This is a genomic window from Leeuwenhoekiella sp. H156 (assembly GCF_052218455.1).
GTDB classification, from domain to species: domain Bacteria; phylum Bacteroidota; class Bacteroidia; order Flavobacteriales; family Flavobacteriaceae; genus Leeuwenhoekiella; species Leeuwenhoekiella parthenopeia.
In genome coordinates this window covers 499,566-521,078 of sequence record NZ_CP197499.1, presented here as the reverse complement: position 1 = coordinate 521,078, position 21,513 = coordinate 499,566, and the positions used below count along the sequence as shown (strand labels likewise).

Here is a 21,513-nt window from a genome sequence, read left to right as displayed (position 1 = left end):
CAATTCGGAAGCAAAATTGTTTTGGGTCAAACCCATAAACTATAGTCGTCTCACTCATAAAAATGATTATAGGTTAAAAAAGAGTTTACTTTCCCATTGTTGTTGATTTCTGGTAAATGATCTTTTCGGAAGGACCTGAACTTTGGTAATTGACCCTGTTGATCATTAAATTAGACTGGCCGTGAACTTCGACATCAGCTGATTCAGCTTTTGAATTGCCTAATAATATCTGGGAGTTATTTAAAGCTTTACCTTCTAAATGATCGATCAAAACTGAGGTTTGTGAATGTATTGAAGAATTATTATCCAGATTAACGGTAAGGCTATCAATAGATGCTATGCTGTTATTTAAGGTTATTAACTGAAAGGTAGCGTTTGATCCCTTGAGATTTAAACTGGTTAAACCAGCTGAAGTGTTAATTAAATCGATTTTCATCGAATCAACAATAATTTCCAGAGGAGGTTCTGCTAACTCAATTTTAAATTGATTACAAAGTCTTTCTTTATCTGGTTTGTCAATAAAAAGTGTATCCCCAGATACATGATACTTCATTTCTGGCAATTGTTCTTCGCTTACTGCATATGCTAAAAATTGATTTTGAGCTTTGGGATTGAACTCAATTCTTCCAATACCACGTACACTGTTTAGGTTTAAAATTTTAAAAGCTGGAAGTTTAAGACTTACGCTATGCTCAGAAGTGCAATCTTCTGAATAATTTGTAATTTGATCAGCTAAATGTGGGGGTATTCTTTCTTCACCTCTAAACCGGATTTCCGCAGCCACTCCAAATACATAGATTATAAATAAAGTACAGAAGCTCGCTAATATGATGTTACTTATTTTCATGATTTTAGTGTGTTTATATTTTATAAATCCAGATGTTTTTTAAGTTCCTCAGAACTTATACCTAATTGAGATGCTTCCTTAATAAACTGAGGTAAAATCCTATCAAAAAAGATTTTCTTTCTTTCTAAAAGAATGGAGTCAAGAGCTTGAGGCGTTACGAAATAGCCTATTCCCCGCTTATTTTCAATTATTTCTTTGGATTGTAACTCGGTATAGGTTCTCATAATGGTATTTGGGTTTACACCCACTTCTGCGGCTAATTCGCGCACAGAGGGTATTTTTTCGCCAGGTTTATATTCTCCGTTTATAATGCGGTCCGATAAGGTATCGGCTATCTGAATATATATACTTTGATTGCTTTCAAATTCCATTTTAAACCTGTTTTTCTTTAAGCTTGAAGAACGATACCGTGCTAAACATTAGCCCCCAGCACAGGATTAAATAACTAAAAAAAGCAATTACATCTACTTCAGATCTGGACCCCGTACCTAATGGTGTCAGGAAACTTTTTTCATGAGAAATATGATAATTCCCCCATTCTAACTCACTCATAAAATAGTAAAACAAGCCTATACAAAGCCCAAAATATACGATCAATGCCAGCAAGGTTTTTAACATGACCTGCTTCCTAAAAGCAACTGCTCCTAAGAAAAATGCCATAGCTATAGAAAAACTTGCTGAAAGCCATAATGGCCATAAATTTATTTTTGAACTTACATCAACACCGTTCTCATAATAGCTTCTTTCTGGGTTTAGTATGCGCAGGAATTCAATTTTAAGGTTATAAGGAATAAAGTCAGGCCTTATTAAAGTGATAAATGATGTACTGACTTCGTAAGCAGTCAAATAGAGAATAGGGAAGAGCAGTAAAAATAACAAGGGATAATAGATCAATTCTACTAAAAGCTTTTCTAATGCCGTCCCGGGTAACATTAAATATTCCTGAGCTTTTTCTTTGGTTCTGAATGGTGAAAAGGCCGAGCTGATATAAAAACCGCCCAATAGTGCATAACCAAAAATGCCAATTACTAAAAATACGGAGTTGTATTGTTGATAGCTTCCATTCACAAATTGAAGAAAAGCTATGACTAAAAAGGATATTCCAAATCCCACAAGAAGACCTAATAAAAGGATTTTATAGGAGTGAAAAAAGTGTCTTTTAAGGAGTCTAAAAAAACGTTTTAAGCTAAAAATAGATCCTGTTTTCATAGTCTTTTCAGTTTTATGCCTTGTGTGATGGCGTTAAATAACAGTTCAATGTCAACCTGCGAGTTACTTCCCGGGTTGTCCAAAATAACCTTGTAACCACCGGGACTTCTCTCACTATATAATACGGTTTGATTATCTAAATTGGGTAGCGTGGTAAATTGAAAACGGTCAGATATACTCAGAATATCCTGATCAAATATGATTTTACCATTATTCAGTATCGTGATACGATCAATAAGGTTTTCTACGTCTTTTACCTGATGCGTTGAAATGAGAACCAGTTGATTCTCATCGAGTGCTCCCGCGAGTATTTTTCTAAAAAGCGTTTTTGAAGGAATGTCCAGTCCATTTGTGGGCTCATCCAATATAAGAAGGCGGCATTTAGTCGACAGGGCGAAGGAGATTAAAAACTTCTTTTTTTGCCCATAAGACATTTTATCCAACGAATTTTTAATCGGGATTTCAAAGTCCTGTAGTTGACTAAGCATCATCTCATGATCAAAATTGGGGTAAAAAATGCTATTGGCTTTTATGTAATTTTTTGCTGAGGTACCCGGTAAATAGAACTCTTCAGACAGGTAATAGACTTGTTTTAAAAAATCCGGATGTCGTTTTTTAGGTTGATAGTCCAGAACCTGAACAGTACCTTTATCTGGAAATAATATTCCTGCGATTAGTTTTAATAAGCTGGTTTTTCCCGCGCCATTTTTTCCTAATAGACCGGTAATGCTTCCGGGTTCTGCTTTGAAACCTAAGTCATCAAATAATCTTTCTTGTTTGACGTGCGAAAATTCTAAAGAGTCAATATGAATCATGTATGTACTGTTTTACTGTATTACTTTACTAATACAGTGTAATTTTAAGCATTATAATTTACATACGATCAATTTTTTTGTAATTATTTTAGTGGAAGCATTTTAAAGTCTGCTAGAACAACCTCTCTGAACGAAAAGTGATTGTGTAGCGACTAGAATTTAATGAGTCTCTACGTGCTTATGATGCATAAATTAACCACTCAATTAACTCCTTCCCAGTAGAACAGACTTCGGATTTATCCCTAATATTTTTCTATGAGGAATAGTGGTGTTATTGCAGTTTTAATGAGTCTTTTATGGTGAGATATACTTGTTCTTGCTTTTTCTTTAAGATTCTATTGTTTTAGATTTAAGCTCATTCATCTCGTTTTTAGTTCAGATTGAAAGAGATTTAGAAAGCTTTATGTAACAGTTTTGATTTGGAACAAATAATTTTTTTCAAAAAAATCATAACCGGTTTAAAATGAATCATGTATTTTTCCAAAACTAAATAGTTAGGTGATTGAAGGTCAATACGCTCAACTAGGTTAATAAGGCTCAAAAAACGAAGATGCTGCTAAGGAGAGCCAGAATAATTAGAAAAATCCCGTTCAGCGTGCCTTTAAAATTTCTTCTCTCCACCATACTTCTTATTTTATTACTAGGAACAATCACTGTACATGCTCAGGAGTTTGAAATCTCAGGCGTTCTGCAAGACTCTTTAAGTAAGGAACCTTTAGAAGCAGCCACCGTTTTTTTGGAAACTATTAAAGATAGTACGCTAGTTGGCTATACCATAAGTGATAGGGAAGGCAAATTTCATATTGAAGGAAAAGCTAATGTAGAGGCACTTCACCTCTATATTTCATTTATTGGTTATAGGCCGGTTAAGAAACGAGTAGACCTTTCTAAAACCCGATTACAGAATTTTAAAACCCTATATCTACGGGAAAATACTGAAAACCTCAGTGAGGTTTTGGTTTTGGGCAAAACACCACCTATCACTTTTAAGAGGGATACTGTAGAATTTAATACAGCTGCATTCAAAACAAAAAAAGATGCGAATGTAGAAGATTTACTCAAGGCTATGCCCGGTTTTGAAGTTGATGAGAATGGCGCGGTTACGTATAATGGTAAGCCGGTCAATAAAATTCTGGTGAACGGAAAACCCTTTTTTGGCAATGATCCTACTATTGCCACACAGAACATCACCAAGGAAATGGTGAAGAAAATCCAGGTGGTAGATAGTCGTACCAAGACACAAGCTTTCACCGGGGAAAAAAGCGATGGAGAAAATAAGACTATAAATATTCGCATTGATAAAGATAAAAATAAGGGCAGTTTTGGAAGGGCAGCAGTTGCCGGCGGTACTGATGACCGTTATGAATATGCAGGCCTGGGAAATTATTTTGACAATGATTTGCAGTTAAGTGTGCTTACGGGAGGAAACAATGTGAATAAATCTGGTTTTGATTATGGAGAAATCCAAAGGACTTTCGGTCAAAACGCATTGAATAATATTCCCAACAGATATCAGGGGAATTTTGGTGGCGTTACAGATTCTAAAGTGAACGGTGTCAATTATGCAGATGATTACGGCAAAAACAACGAAGCTATTCTGAGCTATTTCCATAACGCTTCATCAAGACTAGACGAGAGCAGAAATAGTTCAAAAAACATACTACCGGACCGCATTTATTTTTCAGAAGGGAATTATTCTTCCAACACCACTAATTTTTCGCATAAAATCAATCCAGAGATAGAAAGCGTTTTAGATTCTGTTTTATTTATAGAGTACCGTCCCAATTTTACCTACAGCGAAAACACCAACAGCAGTTCTAGTACGGGTTCTACTTATGACGAAAACCGGTCATTAGTCAATGCATCTACAGGATCGAACCAAAGGTCTGGGATCGAACAAAGTTTAAACAATAAATTATCGTTAACCAGGCGTTATGGAGCGGGAGGTGGTTTCATAAGAATTGATTTTGACGGGGGATATAGCGATAATACGTCAAACGGTCTTAACAAAAGTGAAAGCCTGATTTATGAGGAAGGTTCTGATGGCGAGGTGCTGAAAGAGCGAATCATCAGGGATCAGCGCACGGAAAGTGAGAATATAAATAATAACTATGGTTCTACACTTCAGTGGAATATTCCATTGATTGCTCAAAAGCTTTTTATTAGTGCAGGAAACCAGTATTCAACGAATACCCGTAATACGAGCGACCTTTATTATGATAGAACGGGTACGGGCTCTGAATTTGTTTTTAACCCCAGTCAGAGTACAGATTATACCAACAAAAATAGGGAGATACGCCCCCAGGGTGGGATTTCTTACCGCGGTGAAAAATTAAATGTGGAAGCCAATCTGGCCTATGCTATGCTCGATCTGGAGAGTAACGAAAGGATCAATGACATTCGGTTTAATAATACATTTGATGCGCTGGAAGGAGATGCAAACCTCCGGTATCAGTTTAGCCGAACTCAGAATTTGTCAATTCGTTATAATCTGGACAACAGAGCACCAGATATCAGACAGCTTTCTCCTTTCGTAGATAATAGAAACCCGCTCTATATCACTCAGGGAAATCCGTTTTTAAAAAGCACAAAGGAGCATAATGTCAACATAAACTATTCCTATTATAATACAGAGAAAAGGGCAAATATGTATGTATACAGTTCTATAAACTGGAGTGATGATGATGTTATTGCAAGAACACTTATTGATCCAGGTGACTTTTCCCGTAATACAACCTATATTAATGTCAATGGAAACTGGAGCGCTTATGGAGGTGCCAGTTATAATGGCAGCAAAGAATTAGACAGCATAGCTTCCTTTAGATATCGGGGCGGGCTAAATGTCAATTATCGCAATCAGGCAAACTTTATCAACGGCGAGCAGTATACCTCAAAAAATTATTCGATCAGCCCTAATGTAGCGCTTATCTATGATAATAGGGAACTAGGAAAAATAGAATTGACCTATCGACCCAGTTTTAGCAGTAATACTTTTGACATAGCAGCTTTAGAAGACACGTATTTTACCAGACACACCGTAAGCCTGAACGCCAGTATTGCACTTAAAAAATTTGAATGGAATAATGTGGTCAACTACAATTACAACAGCAATATCGCCGATGGTTTTCAAAAGGGAACCGTCTTTTGGAACAGTGGCCTAACCTATAGTATTATGAAGGATGACGGTTTGATATCCCTTAGGGCCTATGATTTGCTAAACCAAAATAACAATGCGCAGCGTTTTGCTTCAGGTCAATCTGTAACCGACTATGAGTCTAATGTGTTACAGCGCTATTTCCTACTGGGCTTTAGTTATAAGTTCAATACCATGGGAAGTAAGGGCCAACTTTCTAATAAAAGAGATGATGAACGTTATTATTGAGAAAACAGATCACTGTAATTCTCTTTGGGATTTTCGATATCTGAAATTGCTATTTACTTTCCAATACAATAGATTCTAATCCTTTATTTATAAGGCTTTTTAGTGATTGAGGTGTAAAATAGGTGTACAAGGTGCTTTGCTAATCAGATAGTGGAGGTTTTAAGTATTATCTTGAATTTGCTTAAACTTAAAAATTTCAGTTTTTTAACTAAAACTGATACGTCAGCCACTAAAAACCCAAAATTAGCGGCACAATGTAATCAGAGTTATCCTATTTTGTTGATGATTAGAAGTGTAAAGAATTTTTAAAGCTTTAAGATGAAACTATTTTTTTAAAATGGACTAATACAGTATTCTTCTAATTCACTCAATTTGTAACCAATGAAAAGAGGTTCTGAATTTTCAAACTGCTCTAAATTAACTTTAAATTCAATTTCGTTAGTTACCTCGTTTAAAATTACCCTTTTATGAAATGAAATTTTATTTCCTTTTACATCAAATAAACAAATAAAGTCTTTGTTTATGATCTCTGTTTTTATTTCAGATAGCTCAATTATAATTCTAATTTCTGATTCATTTCTATGAAACGTTATTTTTAGTTTATTATAATTTTGTGTCTGATTAAATTGGAACCAAGTAAAAATTATATTTTGGAAGTGTAAAAGCTCAAATACTAACCTATATATGGTAGTTATAGGATTTAAATTATAAATTAAATTAGTATTGACGTCATAAGATTTTTCGAGTTTAACCGCTCTTTTAATTGCGTCATAGACATTTGGAAAATAGCTTTCAAAATCAAAATCTTTCTTTTTCCCGTTATAGGACAGATACTTTTGAGTAACTATCCTTCCACAAACACAATTTTCTCCTGAACAATCATTTTCATGTTTCTCATCAGAACCACAGTAGTAGTATTTTGTAGGATTTGTCGATCTACACATTGAGCGTTCAAATGCTATTTTACTATCTTCAAAATGTAATAATATCCAGAATTCGAATGAAATACTACTAAAGCCAAGATTTACAGATTTTCCATCAAAATCTTCCAAGGCTAGGTCGTAGGCTTCTTTGTGTTTTGGATGTCCATCTTTATCATATACCGCCCAGACTTCCTCATACGTGCCATCTTCAAGTCCTTTCTGAGCCTCCCTCACATATGCAATTGGTTGAGCCTTGAATTGATCTTCTACAACGGATAATTCTTCTTTCTTTTCTTTCTCAGTAATTTTTAAAGTTCTTGTTTTTGATCCAGGTCGCTTTTCATATTCATTACCTTCATCAATATTTGGTGGACGAGGACTTATTGTTATTGAGATAGGACATTCTCTATCAATAAGAATATCTTTTAAATGATTAAAATAATTAGGCTCCGTTGACTCTCCTTCACAAACAATTAAAATATTCTTGATCATAATTACTCAAAAATAGAATCAATTGATTTTATTTTTGGCAGACCTCCAAATTTACCAGCTAAATACCATTTTTCAAATGGAGAATCTTCTCTCAATCCATCAAAATCTTGTAAGGAAAACAGTTCAGTTTGTCCTTCTTTATTCTTTTCAGTTATCCAAACTTGGTCTCGTCTTATTAAATCTTTATCTAAAAGCGAAACATCATGAGTTGTAAATATGAGCTGAGCATTATTTTTATTTATACTTTGAGAATGGAATAACTGTACAATCATTTTCGTGATAAAAGGATGTAAACTAGTATCCATTTCATCTATAATAAGAACGCTCCCTTTATCTATGGTATTGACAATTTTACTTCCTAGAACATATAAAGATTGCGTACCTATTGATTCTTCCAAAAGTGACATTCTTTTGTTAATTTTTTTTCCTGACTCATTAATATAGTCATGTACACCAAATACAGAATATGAGTTATTTTCATTTTTATCTTTCTCTATTTCAATGTGTTTTACTTTAGTATCAGCTCTACTTATAAGTTTGCTAACCTTATCTTGTAAAGACTTGTTATTATAAAGATTTTCACTTGCTTTTTTTTCTAGAAATTTGGAATGACTTTGATTTTTTGGATTTATTACGTCATAATCTTTAAAGTACAAATATACCTTTGTTAAGATCTCGTGAGGATCTTCTGCGAATTTTGATAATATTAATTGGTTAGGAAAAACAGTTATTTCTTTTTTATTTTCCATTAATATACCTCGATGAGTTTTCAAACTGTCCTTTTCTTCAGTATTTCTTTCAAATAAATTAGTTTTTCTGATATTTGGCCAATAATCTAGACATTCTTTTATAATAGTATTTTTGTAAACAGTAAAAGAGTAATGGTACTTCAAATTCAAAGGTCCAATAAACTCCAAACTAAAACGACTAGGATTATCCATGCTCTTTGAATCAAATGTAAATGGGTCATAAATTCTTAGATTTTCATCAACATTTGGTTTATTATCAATTAAATTCAAAACTTCAAATAAAGCACGGATTGTATTTGATTTTCCCGATGCATTTGGACCATAAATAACAGCAGTTTTCAACATGCGAAAATCCTGCTCTGCATCCGTTTTTGAAGCGTAAAGATTATTATTCTTTTGATTTGAAGAATTGGCCTTAAGAGATAAATTAGAAAGACCTTGAAATGATCTGTAATTTTCAAACTCGAAATTTAGTAGCATCTTTTTGTTTTTAGAGCGTAAAAGTAACAAGATTTAAGTTTTAAACTCTATTTATTGAGTTTTTATTAGGAATGTTTGCTGAATTTGTTCAGGATTTGTAATTATATACAAAGATGCAAAAGGAAGAATGGAACTGCTTATCAATTGAATGTGACATAAAATTATTGGGAACTTCTAAGCTCCTTCCGTAATTGATTACCCAAGACGTGAGTTGAATTGCTCTCACTAAATGTCGCGGGACATACAACGTTTGTGTTCACTTATCCCCCTCTCCTTTAAACAAATTGAGCTATTAGAAAAAAATAGAGATAATTTGAAAGAAGTATAAACTACCTTAGGATTGAGCGCTTGTATACTATTGAGAGAAAGTAGATAATAATCTCATTAAATGCTACAAATCTATGCAAGGGAAGTACGCGAACTTTAAAGTTCCAAAACATAGAAGTTCTGAAAATATATTGAACACCTTTCAATTAATTGAAGGGTTTTTCATAGCCCCGTATGATCTAGAATTTTATAATTTTTTCAAAAAATAGCAGGATTTTTATATTCTTTGGGTTGATTTCTGGCATTAATTAAATAAAACCGAAAATTAAAGATAGTCATGTTAGATGTGGCTTATAATTTCTATTACAACATAATCTTGTCTTGTCTTGTCTTGAAACTGGATAAAGAGCGCTAAAAACCTGACAGTAAACGAGGCTTAAGATTTGCCTTAGTGTTTTATTTCATCCGCCATCCATACACCATACTTTTTCCAAAGTTCATACATTACTAACCATTCGGATATCCAAGGAATTAAATCTATAAAATTCAAGGCTAATTTTTGAGGGAAGTCCTTTGGATAATATAAACATAAACTATTGTCAGGGTATAAATGAGGAGTTTTACCAAATTGAATTTTGCTGTCATTTGCTAGAAATATCCTTTCATTTCTTAAGGTATCATTTACGTCATAAACGACCAATATCTCATACTCTTTAGAGCATCCCTTTGGCTTGATTTTGCCTTTACCTAAAAGCTTACCATCTCTGACCACTGTCTTGAGCCAAGGGAAATGTTTTTCAATATAATACTGTTGAATGTAAGGAGCTGCAATCTTCTCATTTTGGAAAATTTCAATTTTTCTATCTAAATCAATTTTAACCCCCATAATTCCTATGTGGTTTACTCTCATAGCCGGCATCTTGAGAAATATTTCCTTGAGTATCAACATAATTTTTTCCAGATAATATTGTCAAGCCTGCTTTTTCAAGTGTATCACTTTTGCCCATAGATAAATTTTCCATTTGGGACTTTAAAATGGTTTTAGTTCGTGAGCTACCAAAAAGCTCCTCGGCAACTCCAAAATTTCCTTTTTTAAGTCGCTCCCACTTTTCTTTATAGCTTTTAGCAAAAGCAATAAATTGAAAATAATACTCCTTATCCTTATCCCACTTATCTGTAAAATCTTCTTCAGCATTAACCGGATTAATAACTTTTATTCTTTTGTTTATACCATGGTTTTCAAAAAGTAGTTGATAGTCAGAGTAATTATTTATAATACGACTTAATACATTATCTATCGTTTCATAAATAGACGGCTCTCCTTGATAAAATTGCCCAAAAATTGTAGTTAAAACTATACTTGATGTTTTATATTTTTGATTTTTCTGAAAAAAAATATCTCTATAACGCTTAGTTAGTTGGACAGCCCTTTTTAAAGGTTCTTTCGAGTAAAAATTTTCCTCTGGTAAATCCTCCTGTTCAGCTTTTGCTTCAGTGAGAGTGACAAAATTTTCATATGCCTTTCTCAATAATATGGGCTGGCGAACATCTTTTGCTATATCTAAAAACCAACCTATATAACCCTTTGGAAATGTAGATGTCCAAGATGATAATTCACGGTCTGGAACCATCAATTTATCCTCGTTATAAATGACAATACATCCTGGCAGTATATCCAAATGAAAATCACCAGAATAATTTATTCTTGCACATCTATTTTTAGGTATTAATTTAGATCGATAAGTATCATTGCTTCTGAAAACTCGGATTAAATGATTATAAATTTCTGATGAAGTATAGTTATAGTAGTAATCTTTAACATGTACAACTATGTCTAAATCAAATTCATCTTTACCATACGGTTTTGTTGTTGTTCCAATTGCCTTTGAGCCCTGCGGGTATACTACAAAATCAACTTTTGAAAAAAATACAGGGTCTACTTTTAAGACATCATATATTGCGTTGTAGGCTGATACCATTTTACTGGTTCTTGAATCATTTAACTCAAGTGATTCAGCAATTCGTGCAAGAAGATCTTCTCTTTGGAAGCCTTGATTGTATAAGTATTCTTGAAAGTTCATCTATATTGTGAATTTAGTGTGTTGTCCAATTTTTAATTGATGATTATTAAAGCATTCTTTCTCAATTTCATCTTTTGTAACAAAAGCATACTTTTCAGTAAAAGTGTTATCCTTAAAAAGTTTCTCTAATTCCTGAAATTGGTCTGGAGTGAGCTCTAATTGAAATATGTCGTAAATAAGAGTATGGTACTGCTCGTTGTTAAACCTATTTTGCTTGCTCAGAATATTCTCTTGTGTGCTCAAAAACTCAGTACGTATTGTTTTAAAATTCTTTTGACTTAAAATGTTAGTTTCCAAAAGTTCTTCATAAAACTCTCGCCAAACATCTGTCTCCCTGTCCCTATGGGATTTAAACCATCGGATTATTTCTGGAATATATTTAGCTTTCACGAAAAACCGTAAATCATCTGGGTTATTCACATCAGATTTGGGATGGGCCTCCCATTCCTTATAAATGTTCTTGTTACCAACAGTTTTATAAACTCCACCCACAGGTTGATATTGGTCAACTTTTGCTCCTTTTACAAGGAAATAGCGTTCACTACCAGGAAGCTTAATCCTAAGCAAATAACTTAGGGATACATAAGTCTCCTTGTTTGGAATAAACAATGAACATTTTACTGAAGTCCAAAAATATTTGCCTTGACATTTGATAGTTTCGTATATACCAATCAAACAGGTTGACAAGATTGCAATCGCAGCAGTTACTAAAATTTCTTTATGAAAATCTGTAACTGGGTTAAGATAAAGATATCTGTAGAACAAGTATCCTAAAGCACATAAAAGCACAATTACATAACCTAAAAATCTATTTAACTCTTTACTCATCTGTTGAAATCAATTTTAAGAAGAGGGCAGATGCCAAAATGACAAATCCAGTAGTTATCTGAGCGCTTTCAATTTTTCCAAACTGCACCCAATTTGCAAAATGTTCACAGTTGAAGCTTATCAAATTATATTTTTGCCCAAGTTTGGAATATGCCCGATTAACAGCATCATTACGCTGATAATATGAGCCACTAAACTTTCGAACTCCAATTGGTTCGTAATCGTTCAATAACCTCATAAGTTCGTAATAGGGTAACTCTTTAACCCCATCTGAAAGATTTCCTACAAAAGTATTGTTCCCGACATATACGATATAGTGATTAAGGATCCGTCCGAGACCTTTACGCTTTTTTGCTATTATTACATCTCCAGCATTTAGAGCGGGTAAAATGGGTAATGTATTTATCATAGTTCTATTTTTCGTTTCTAACTCCTTTGAATTTTCCTCCTGTGGTCTTGACATCCATAAACTGACCATTTTCAGTATTTCTCTTTACATACAAGTTTGTCTTTGGGTTAAAAACTTGGGATCTTTGTTTTACAGCTCCTTTTCGAGCATTATCACCAACTGGGTTATTTTTTGCCATAATCTAATTGTTAAAAATTTTATTAGTTTTGTTTTGTGTGTTGCCACCTCCCTAAGTACGCAAAACCATTCCCAACGCTTTTGCGTATAACAAATGAAATCATCAATGTCCTATTGGAACGAATTAAAAGATGAGCCTACAATTAGACTGATTGAGCTCTTTCAGTCAGGTAGCAGTACTAAATCAAAAAAAGAAAATGCATTTTACGTTCTTTGCCATAGATTTAAGAAGCCTGTGTTACAAAGAAGTGAAATTGTCTGTAAAAGATTCGGACACGATATTACAGTTGCAGAGCATATCACGACTGCCGCATTTTCTGCTTACGCTAAAAAAGGTGGTTTTCAAATTGAAAAAACCATACTGCAGGATCCGGATGATGCTTTTAAAAGTTATTTATTCAAAATAGCTAAAAATGAACTCATCAACTATTACCGAGAACAGCAAAGAAAAAAAGATTATCCCTATGATGGAACTGAACGTATTATTACTGAGTTTCCCACTTTGGAAGGAATGGATTTGAGTTTGGAGCAAATGATTATCATCAAGGCTATAGAATCTCTTACACCTTCTCAAAGAACAGTTTATTTAACCTATAGTCAATATGAAAAGCTAGGCTTTAATCTACCTAAAAAATTGTTAGAAGAACTCCGAGCACACCTTGGAGGAATATCTCAAACTACTATTCGCACCTATAAAAAGGAAGCTTTGGACAAGATTAAGAGTTTTACTGAAGTGATGAAACTAACTAAAAAATTATCAGATGGAAAAGGCTGAAATTGACAAAATATTGAGGTCTTTAGGATTTGGCTTTCCAGAGAGTAGGGATGAAAATATTGCATTTGAGAATAGTTTTAAATCCTATAAATTTGAGGCTAATGCAGAAAAGATAGATTCAAAAAAAATCCTAAATAATTTAAAATCTAAGCAAAAAGCAACAAATATCGATTATCATCGCAGAACCGTTTTAGCTGCTGAAATCGTTTATAAACTTCATAAAGAAAATACTTTAGGTCACTTAAAACTTCAGAAATTGATTTATCTATGCCAAAATTCAGCTCAAATGGAGTTGCATACTAATTTTCTAAAGCAAGCTATGGGGCCCTACGATAATAGATTGATGAGATCCCTCGATAAAAAATTTAAAGAAAATCAATGGTTTTTATTTTCAGGAGGGGATTATCTTAAATATCAGCCTCTTGCAAAAGCAGGTGAACATAGATTATGGTATGAAAGATATTTTGAAAATCATCTTACAGAAATTGATTTTATCATTGAGAAATTTAGAAAATCAAAAACAAGGACTGTGGAATTAATAGCTACCATTTTCGCCTGCTGGAAGGAAACTCTTGAGGATAAACAGTTGTTGAACGATGAGGTTTTAATAATGAGACTTTACGACTGGCATCCCGATAAGTCTAAATTTGGAAGGAAGGAAATTATTGATACTATCGCCTGGATGAAGGATGAAGGTTTTTATCCTAAATATTAGTCCGCATAACTAATTAATTTATTGACTTCTATCTTTTAAATAAGCTTGTCAGCTAGTTTGCATCTATTATCATTATTTTTTCTTTCGAAAAGGCCTTCACAAAAGACAGGTTTTTTTGAAAGAAAAAATTAATTCTATTTTTTTTCAATTAGCGCAGCAGCAGATAGATAATGGCGAATGCTTGTGAAAGAAAAAGAAGTAGGGCAAGAATGATGAGCCAATTCGGAATCGTTCGAGACTGCCTAATCCGTTTTAAGATTTCTTCCTGATTTTCCTGTTGAGCAGATTGATACAGGTGAAGGTTTCTAAGATGTTCATCTATTAACTTTTCAATCTGAGTACTATCTGATTTTATAGCTGTGCTTTTAAGGCTTTTTTCAATGCGCTCTAAGCGATTGACTTCTTCCTTAAATGAATGTAATTCTTCAACGAGAAGTTCTGAGATTAGCTCTAATTTGGTCATATCCCTATTCCTTTATCGATTACGATTTTGATGATTTTCTTAGCAACTGCCTTGGTCAGACTTGGAGCAATCGGAATTTTACTTCCATTGATTGCCAGGCTTTTTTCAGGGCTTAAGGACCTTAGTAAATCACTGGCCGACATAGACCGGTGTATTGCGCTTCCTTTAAAACTTTGACCCTTGAACTCAAAGCGAAAACCCTGAAGTTGATTTGATTTGTTGATTACCGGAATCACCTTTACCTGATGTTCCCGCATCCGGTTGATGTATGTCTGAAGGTCTTTAGTTCTATCCTGACTAATTGTTTTCTGATGCAGATTCAGCAGTTCGCTTCGCATATTGTTCAGCGCAACACTTTTATCATACTGCGCCTCTTTTACAGTTTGAATACCCAGTTCTCTGGCAGTTCGTTCAGCGGCCAGCTGGCTTTGTTTTCCGATAAAACTGTCCTTGTATGCCCTGCCATTTAAATCAATACGGTTTACATAAAGGTGTACGTGGGTATGCTCCTTATCCCGATGCACAAAAGCAACCGCCTGGCGTTCTGTTAATTTCATTTGTTCCAGAAAGACTTTAGTTAGACGGGCCAGATCCTCCTTACTCATATTGGCGCCGTCTTTTATGGTGGGGCTTAGAATAAAGCTTAAGGTGTTGCGTTCACAGTTTTGATTGAGTTGTTGTACGGCTCTAAACTCCTGTGTGATTTCTTCCGGAGTTTCACCCACGATTAAATGATTGTATACCTGCTCAGCTTCCTTCTCCGGGTTATTCCCGTAGCGAATGGCTCCCAGAGTACTGGATATGGAACTTCCTTTTCCGATCATGGTATAATACTTTTTAGGTGTTTTTTGATTTCTTCAGCAACCAGATTGACTTCTTCACTAAGCTTTGGATTTCCTTTTTTATACATATTGCCAATGCGTTTAAAGTTATTATGATACTTCACCAACATTTTATAGGTATGAATATGCTCTTCGCTCATCCGCGCATTGATCTGTTGATCCATTAGGCATTTTCTGCAAAAAGCACTCAGGCTTAAGCCTGCAGCTTTTGCTTTTACCTGTAATAGTTTTTTCTCATACACGCTACATCTGAATTTGATAAGTGCTCGTTTCATCGTTTGTTAATTTTTCTTTGCAACCATCGGGAGCAAAGCAAGATTGTGGCCACAGCCACACATCTTGCCCTGCTTTCCAGAAATCATTTTTAATCGGTTTTCATCAGCCAGGCATTTAAGTCTTTTTCAGCTTTATAGAATGGAGATTTATCGATACAATTGGGTTTTTGATTCAGGAAGAATGCGGTAGCTTTTCTACCGGCTTTATCCTGATCCAGATACAGTTCAATAGTATTGTACTGATCAAAATGGACAAGTGCTTTATTCGTAAAAGCAATAGAGTTTAAGATCAGAAAATCAGCTTCACGTTTAAGATTCGGATAGATTGTAATGAACGATAGGAGATCGAACATACCTTCCACAACTATTAAATGTTGAGACTCATTTTTAATCCAGGTCAGGTCTTTTGGTGAGCTGGATGATTTGAAATAGATGTTTCTAAGTTCCCAACCTTCAGAATTGTTTTTGAGTCCAATGGAAAAACCGTATTTATCATTAATTGTATAGTGAACCTCCCTACAAAAAGTATTAGCTACTGTTCGGCTAATTTTTCGTTTGTTCAAATACTGTAATAGAGCCGGATGTTGGATGAACTGTACCTTTTTAATTTCAATTCCAGATTCCTTTGAATTATTTTGTTCTCGTATTGAAAGTTTATCATTCCCGGTACTAACCTGAGCTAGAATTTCTAAGGCACCGCTGACAGATACCTTGGAGAGTTCACAAATCAGATCGATGCAGTTTCCGCCTTTACCAAGTCCGTGATCGTACCAGCAGTTTAATATTTTGGAAACTTTAAAGGATGCCTGAGTTTCTGACCTCAGGGGACTCAGAAACCAGGCTTCCTTTTCCGAATTGCGAGTGGGAAGGTGTCCTAAAAATCCCAGCGCCTTAACGATGTGAATTTTTCGGGCACTTTCACACGATAATTTTTCTTTTTTCATCTGCACTCTATTTTTAGAAATAAAATGATGATTTGATGACAAATCTTCTTATACCATATAAATACTGGTCTTCCCAAGTCATCAAAAATTCATCGTTTCATCATTTTTGATTTTTTAAGCTTAGTTTTTGTCATCATTTATTTTTTTGATGACAGTTTGATGATAAAATGATGACAACTTCATCCCTTGTAAATAGTGGGTTCATCTTTATCTGTCATCGTCTCATCAAAATTTTGGATCAGAAATTCCTTTTTTACGGTAAAGTAGCGGCCTTTAGCCTCAATTAACGTGATAGTACCTTCAGACCAAATCACAAATTTTCGATACTGATTGGAGTTAGGTTGATTGATTAGTTTCCAGTCTACTTTTAGTAATCTACGCAACTGTGTTAGGTCTGTTTTTACCCGAGTTTTGTTTAAAGCATTCAATGCGTCCAGCGGGCAAAAATCCACTTCCTCTAAATCGTATTGTTCAATAACTCCCATCAGGATACTGGCCAACTCTTTTTCTACCCGGTTTCTGTTGTTTTTTACAAGTCTGGTTAGAGCAGCGGTTTTTATCTGCCCCGGTGTGAACCACATACGGGTTTGATGCGTCGTACTTAACTTTCGATTTGTCAGGAAGTAAAGAAATGCAGGGATTTCAGAAATAAGATCTTCCAAAATGTCCGTGTTTTCTTTTTTAATCGAGGGCACTTTCAACACCCAAAAGCGTGTTTCATTCCCATCGATTTTGATGAAATTATCTTCGTTGTTACTGCAGAGAATAAACTTGCCGAAGAATTCCACCTCGCGTTTATCTTTTCCTTTAGCTTCGAGCTTATTGATATTGGTGGTGCTTAGGTATTTGATGCGCTCAGTGAGCTCTTCCTTATTGAAAAGGACTTCATCAATGCAGATCAAGAGCTTATTGGCCCAATCGGAATTAAACTGACTACTGAAACTATCATTTGTTAGATACGTGAGGTTATTCTCAAAAATGGATTTTAGCCATTTTAAAAAAGTGCTTTTGCCGGTAGAACGTTCTTTGGAAACCAGACATAGAATAGGTAGGACCTGAACTGGTTTTGTATAAAGTACCTGCAGGTAATCCAATCCTAATTCTAGTTGATATCCAAAGATGTGATCGAGGAATTTAATAGTAGTATTGTAAGTGCCTTCAACAGGCTCTTTGCTAAGTGGAGAGTAAATATTGTAGAACCCTTTATACTCTTGTTTAAAGTCGATATGATTGGGAATACAGGTAAACCCATCATACTTAGGGATTTTTGTCAAATAGGCCTTGCCGTGATCTTGTTTAATGGTTTCGATATTCCAATGGACAAGAAACTCATTAAAATGACCAGCAATAGTAGGAGCAGTAACCAACTTATAATAAGTGGTGCCCACCCTTTTATAGGGTACAGCTTTCATAGTAAAAAGTATTAATAGTGAAGAGAACCCCTAGTTCTAATAGAATTAGGGGTATAGAAATGTCTTACCGTTTTTTCAGGGTATAGTTCAGGGCTTCCTGCTTAATCTGCGAATGTGATTTCCGCTGATTTTCTAAAAGCCAGTCGTTCAACAGATCGATATCGAAGTAAATGAGTTTACCTCCTGGCTTACTATGAGGTATATTTCCGGTGGAAGTCAGTTTATACAAATAACTCCGTGACATACCTGTATAGTCGCTGGCTTCATCAAGGGTGAGTACCTTTTTGTTGGCTAGTAATAGCGATTCAATACGTGCTAGCCTTTCATCTAAATTAATTGTGTTCATCGTATTCGGTTTTAAAGTGAATAGAGAACAAAGCGCTTTGTCTATTTATGTTTGAATTCTAAAATTAAAAGTAGTGTGATGATTAATAAGAGCGCAGTACTTAACACTGTTTTTATACACAAATCACTGAAAAACAAAGGTCCATATTATGTGATTTTAAATGGTATCAAATAATGCCAAATAGAATTTCACACAGTCTCGAGTATATCAAATGCCATCAATAGTTATTTGTGATAACGAATGTTTTGAGAGTTATCAACAGGTAAAAATCTTAGATTTCTAATTGAGGTATCAAATAAGCCGCTTCTTTTTTCTTATTGTCCACAATTTTAGCATAGATCTGAGTAGTGCGAATTTCTTTATGTCCAAGAATCTTAGAAACTGTGTAAATGTCTGCCCCGTGTTCCAGTAAAAGAACTGCATGGGTATGTCTGGCGCTGTGGAAGGTAATATGCTTGGTTATTCCGGCACGCATACACCAGCGGAGTATTTCTGCGTTAAAGTGAGCCCCGTATTTTAATCCTTGAAACACACGTGCACTTTCTTGCTTTCGGCTTCCTAGAATGGAGCGAGCCTGATCAGATAAATATTGATATTCTTGGGCAGCTGTTTTCTTCTGTTTAAACACTAATCTAGAACCCTCTTCCTCATCCCGTATTTCAGACCAGGTAAGTTTATTGATATCACTCCAGCGTAATCCAGTAAGACAACTAAATAAGAAGGCATTTTTAAGCATTTGATGCTTACACTCAGCTTTAGCTAAATTTTGCAGTTCTTCATACGTGAGATATTCACGTGTAGTTTCGCCCATGGCAAAACCTTTCACGGCAGTTGCGTAATTTCGACTGGTATATCCATCTTCAAAAGCCTGGCGTAAAGCAGCTTTAAATTTATTAAAGTAGGTATATTTTGAATTCTGAGATAAAAGAGTGCCGGATTTAGTCTTTGCTTTTTTATTAAGATACTTTTTAAAACCTACCACAAAATTTTCATCTATATCTTCGAAGGTAGTGCTCTGTGTCTTGCAATAACCTTCGATGTGATTTTGGGCAGCATCCCAATTATCATAATTACCCTTGGTCTCATAGCGCTCTTCCTTGAGTTTCTCATAATAATTGAGAAATAATAATTTGTCTTTGTTACGATCTTTAATTCCATATTTGCCTTGAGCATATTCTGCTCGACGAATAGACAAGATTTGTTCAGCCCTTAACAGTGTTTCTTCATTTTCTCTCTTTTCAAGAGCGCTTTTAGGATTTATATAAAGATACTGCTTAAGGTATTCAAACTCCCTTGAATGAATTTGTTTGCCGTTGGAATCTCTAGTATTGCCCTTGTAATATTCTATATAAAGACTGTACTTTCCAGAAGCAAGTTTTTTCTTTTTAAGCTTAATTACCATAGTATGAGCTTTTTGTAAAATTAATTGAAAAAAGCTTAACAAGGTGTACTTTGGTACACCTTGAATTGAAATTTTAACAATGAGGTGTACCAAAGGTGTAACAAAAGGAGAAATATAAGAGGATCAAGAGAAGATAGAAGAGCATGGGAATCCTCTGTTAAGTATTTATTTTATTGGTATTTGTGTTAATTTGATGCCAATTGATTTTAAATAAAATTTTGAATTTATTTACCAATACAAAAATTAGCAAAGATATTGCCCAGCAATTCGTCGTTGGTGACCTGCCCGGTGATCTCCCCAAAATGGTACAGTGCCTCCCGAATGTCTATGGCCAGCAGGTCGCCGCTGAGCCCGGCATCAATACCCATTTGTACTTTTTCGATTTCTTCTAAAGCTTTTAGAAGGGCATCGTAATGACGAGAGTTAGTCACCAGAGTCTCGTTGTTACGCAGGGCACCGGTGTTTACAAATTGTAGTAATTTATCGGTGAGTTCTTCAACGCCGGTCTTGTTTTTAGCCGAGAGCAGGTGCAGGTTTGCGATTTGCGATTTGAGTTCGGTTAGCGCGGTTTCACTGAGTTTATCTACTTTATTGGCCACCACAACCAGGGGCTTCTGCGGAAACTGGTTTTTGATCTTTTCTATTTCAATTTTTAATTCTGAATTCTGAACTCTGAATTTTTCCGCATCAAATAAGTAGATGACGATCTGAGATTGTTCTATTTTTTGAAAGGTTTTTTTGATCCCCAAACCTTCAATAACGTCTACCGTTTCGCGAATTCCGGCCGTGTCTATGAAGCGAAAACCAATACCGCCTATGCTGAGTTCATCTTCAATAGTGTCGCGCGTGGTACCTGCGATATCGCTTACAATGGCACGTTCCTCGTTGAGCAGCGCATTTAGCAAAGTTGATTTTCCTACGTTGGGTTCGCCTACAATCGCAACCGGTATTCCGTTTTTAATCACATTACCTGTGGCAAAGGAGTCGATGAGGCGTTTTAAAACCCGGGTGATTTTGGCGATAAGCTCCTGAAATTCTTCCCGATTGGCAAACTCTACATCTTCTTCGGCGAAGTCGAGTTCGAGCTCGATCAGGGAGGCAAAATTGAGCAGTTCCTGACGCAACTGGGCGATTTCGTTACTAAAACCTCCACGCATTTGCTGCATCGCGATCTGGTGTGCTCCGGCATTGTCGCTGGCGATCAGGTCGGCCACGGCTTCCGCCTGACTCAAATCCATCTTTCCATTGATAAAGGCCCGCAGGGTAAACTCTCCGGCTTTGGCGGCGCGGCAGCCTTTTCTAAAGAGGAGCTGCAAAATTTCCTGCTGAATGTAAGGGCTTCCGTGGCAGGAGATCTCAACGGTAGGTTCACCGGTATAGGAGCGTTTTCCTTTAAACAGGGATACCAACGCCTCGTCAATGATTCGGCTTCCGTCTACAATATTCCCCAGATGCAGGGTATGACTGTCCTGATTTTCCAGAATCTTTCCACTTTTGGCCTTAAAAACCGAAGAAACAAGCGGGATGGCGTTTTCGCCCGAAACCCGTATAACGGCAATGGCCCCGGCACCCGGAGCAGTCGCTAATGCGGCAATGGTATCTTGAATGTGCATAACGGCAAAATTACGATGTAAACTACCTCGCGGCAAGCCTGCGAGACATCCAAAGTAAAGAAAGCTT

22 protein-coding genes are annotated in these 21,513 nt (G+C 35.4%); 3 read left to right on the top strand and 19 right to left on the bottom strand.

What is annotated here, in order from left to right:
• Positions 1–85: 85 nt before the first annotated feature.
• From ACSSS3_RS02115 to ACSSS3_RS02100, 4 genes are read right to left on the bottom strand one after another with little or no spacing between them, the layout of a single operon-like run.
• Positions 86–847, bottom strand: a complete 762-nt coding sequence (locus tag ACSSS3_RS02115; RefSeq protein ID WP_442846270.1) for a hypothetical protein — start codon at positions 845–847, stop codon at positions 86–88.
• Positions 848–867: 20 nt separating this feature from the next.
• Positions 868–1,218, bottom strand: coding sequence for a GntR family transcriptional regulator (locus ACSSS3_RS02110; protein WP_442846269.1), 351 nt, complete (start codon positions 1,216–1,218; stop codon positions 868–870).
• A 1-nt stretch (position 1,219) separates the two neighbouring features.
• On the bottom strand, positions 1,220–2,056 hold the full coding sequence (locus ACSSS3_RS02105; RefSeq protein WP_442846268.1) for a hypothetical protein: 837 nt from the start codon (positions 2,054–2,056) through the stop codon (positions 1,220–1,222).
• Complete coding sequence (locus tag ACSSS3_RS02100) at positions 2,053–2,871, bottom strand: ABC transporter ATP-binding protein (protein ID WP_442846267.1); 819 nt, start codon at positions 2,869–2,871, stop codon at positions 2,053–2,055. Before ACSSS3_RS02100 ends, ACSSS3_RS02105 begins: the two co-directional genes overlap by 4 nt.
• A 550-nt stretch (positions 2,872–3,421) precedes the next feature.
• Between ACSSS3_RS02100 and ACSSS3_RS02095 the strand changes: the two genes are divergently transcribed.
• Positions 3,422–6,253 carry an outer membrane beta-barrel protein gene (locus ACSSS3_RS02095; protein WP_442846266.1) on the top strand — a complete coding sequence of 944 codons (2,832 nt, stop codon included), beginning with the start codon at positions 3,422–3,424 and terminating at the stop codon, positions 6,251–6,253.
• 332 nt (positions 6,254–6,585) lie between these two features.
• On the opposite strand, the gene ACSSS3_RS02090 is transcribed toward ACSSS3_RS02095, so the two are convergent.
• The 7 genes from ACSSS3_RS02090 to ACSSS3_RS02060 form a co-directional block, all read right to left on the bottom strand.
• Positions 6,586–7,668, bottom strand: coding sequence for an RloB family protein (locus ACSSS3_RS02090; protein WP_442846265.1), 1,083 nt, complete (start codon positions 7,666–7,668; stop codon positions 6,586–6,588).
• 2 nt (positions 7,669–7,670) lie between these two features.
• On the bottom strand, positions 7,671–8,927 hold the full coding sequence (locus tag ACSSS3_RS02085; protein WP_442846264.1) for an AAA family ATPase: 1,257 nt from the start codon (positions 8,925–8,927) through the stop codon (positions 7,671–7,673).
• A 685-nt stretch (positions 8,928–9,612) separates the two neighbouring features.
• On the bottom strand, positions 9,613–10,050 hold the full coding sequence (locus ACSSS3_RS02080) for a hypothetical protein (RefSeq protein WP_442846263.1): 438 nt from the start codon (positions 10,048–10,050) through the stop codon (positions 9,613–9,615).
• Positions 10,040–11,245: a nucleotidyltransferase domain-containing protein gene (locus tag ACSSS3_RS02075; protein WP_442846262.1), complete on the bottom strand. Its 1,206-nt coding sequence runs from the start codon at positions 11,243–11,245 to the stop codon at positions 10,040–10,042. Before ACSSS3_RS02075 ends, ACSSS3_RS02080 begins: the two co-directional genes overlap by 11 nt.
• Complete coding sequence (locus ACSSS3_RS02070) at positions 11,246–12,073, bottom strand: hypothetical protein (RefSeq protein WP_442846261.1); 828 nt, start codon at positions 12,071–12,073, stop codon at positions 11,246–11,248.
• A complete protein-coding gene (locus ACSSS3_RS02065; protein ID WP_442846260.1) occupies positions 12,066–12,482 on the bottom strand; it encodes a lecithin retinol acyltransferase family protein in 417 nt (138 codons plus the stop codon). The genes ACSSS3_RS02070 and ACSSS3_RS02065 overlap by 8 nt, the downstream gene beginning before the upstream one ends.
• A gap of 4 nt (positions 12,483–12,486) precedes the next feature.
• Positions 12,487–12,660: a hypothetical protein gene (locus ACSSS3_RS02060; protein ID WP_442846259.1), complete on the bottom strand. Its 174-nt coding sequence runs from the start codon at positions 12,658–12,660 to the stop codon at positions 12,487–12,489.
• Between the two features lie 93 nt (positions 12,661–12,753).
• Here ACSSS3_RS02060 and ACSSS3_RS02055 point away from each other — a divergent pair, with 93 nt between their 5' ends.
• Positions 12,754–13,434, top strand: a complete 681-nt coding sequence (locus ACSSS3_RS02055) for an RNA polymerase sigma factor (RefSeq protein WP_442846258.1) — start codon at positions 12,754–12,756, stop codon at positions 13,432–13,434.
• The gene (locus tag ACSSS3_RS02050) at positions 13,421–14,149 is read left to right on the top strand and encodes a hypothetical protein (protein WP_442846257.1); all 729 of its coding nucleotides are present in this window, start codon (positions 13,421–13,423) and stop codon (positions 14,147–14,149) included. The genes ACSSS3_RS02055 and ACSSS3_RS02050 overlap by 14 nt, the downstream gene beginning before the upstream one ends.
• Before the next feature lie 148 nt (positions 14,150–14,297).
• Here ACSSS3_RS02050 and ACSSS3_RS02045 read toward each other — a convergent pair whose 3' ends face one another.
• From ACSSS3_RS02045 to mnmE, 8 genes are all read right to left on the bottom strand, one after another.
• Positions 14,298–14,612, bottom strand: a complete 315-nt coding sequence (locus ACSSS3_RS02045; protein WP_442846256.1) for a DUF6730 family protein — start codon at positions 14,610–14,612, stop codon at positions 14,298–14,300.
• Positions 14,609–15,436, bottom strand: coding sequence for a relaxase/mobilization nuclease domain-containing protein (locus tag ACSSS3_RS02040; RefSeq protein ID WP_442846255.1), 828 nt, complete (start codon positions 15,434–15,436; stop codon positions 14,609–14,611). Before ACSSS3_RS02040 ends, ACSSS3_RS02045 begins: the two co-directional genes overlap by 4 nt.
• Positions 15,433–15,729 (bottom strand): mobilization protein MbpA, encoded by a 297-nt coding sequence (mbpA, locus tag ACSSS3_RS02035; protein WP_442846254.1) that lies wholly within the window; start codon positions 15,727–15,729, stop codon positions 15,433–15,435. Before mbpA ends, ACSSS3_RS02040 begins: the two co-directional genes overlap by 4 nt.
• A gap of 89 nt (positions 15,730–15,818) precedes the next feature.
• Positions 15,819–16,673: a toprim domain-containing protein gene (locus tag ACSSS3_RS02030; RefSeq protein WP_442846253.1), complete on the bottom strand. Its 855-nt coding sequence runs from the start codon at positions 16,671–16,673 to the stop codon at positions 15,819–15,821.
• A gap of 179 nt (positions 16,674–16,852) precedes the next feature.
• A complete protein-coding gene (locus ACSSS3_RS02025; RefSeq protein WP_442846252.1) occupies positions 16,853–18,085 on the bottom strand; it encodes a primase-helicase family protein in 1,233 nt (410 codons plus the stop codon).
• 64 nt (positions 18,086–18,149) lie between these two features.
• Positions 18,150–18,431 (bottom strand): helix-turn-helix transcriptional regulator, encoded by a 282-nt coding sequence (locus ACSSS3_RS02020; RefSeq protein WP_442846251.1) that lies wholly within the window; start codon positions 18,429–18,431, stop codon positions 18,150–18,152.
• A gap of 271 nt (positions 18,432–18,702) precedes the next feature.
• Entirely contained in the window at positions 18,703–19,833 is a 1,131-nt protein-coding gene (locus ACSSS3_RS02015; RefSeq protein WP_442847386.1) for a site-specific integrase, read from the bottom strand.
• Positions 19,834–20,057: 224 nt separating this feature from the next.
• On the bottom strand, positions 20,058–21,446 hold the full coding sequence (gene mnmE / locus ACSSS3_RS02010; protein WP_442846250.1) for a tRNA uridine-5-carboxymethylaminomethyl(34) synthesis GTPase MnmE: 1,389 nt from the start codon (positions 21,444–21,446) through the stop codon (positions 20,058–20,060).
• Positions 21,447–21,513: the final 67 nt, after the last annotated feature.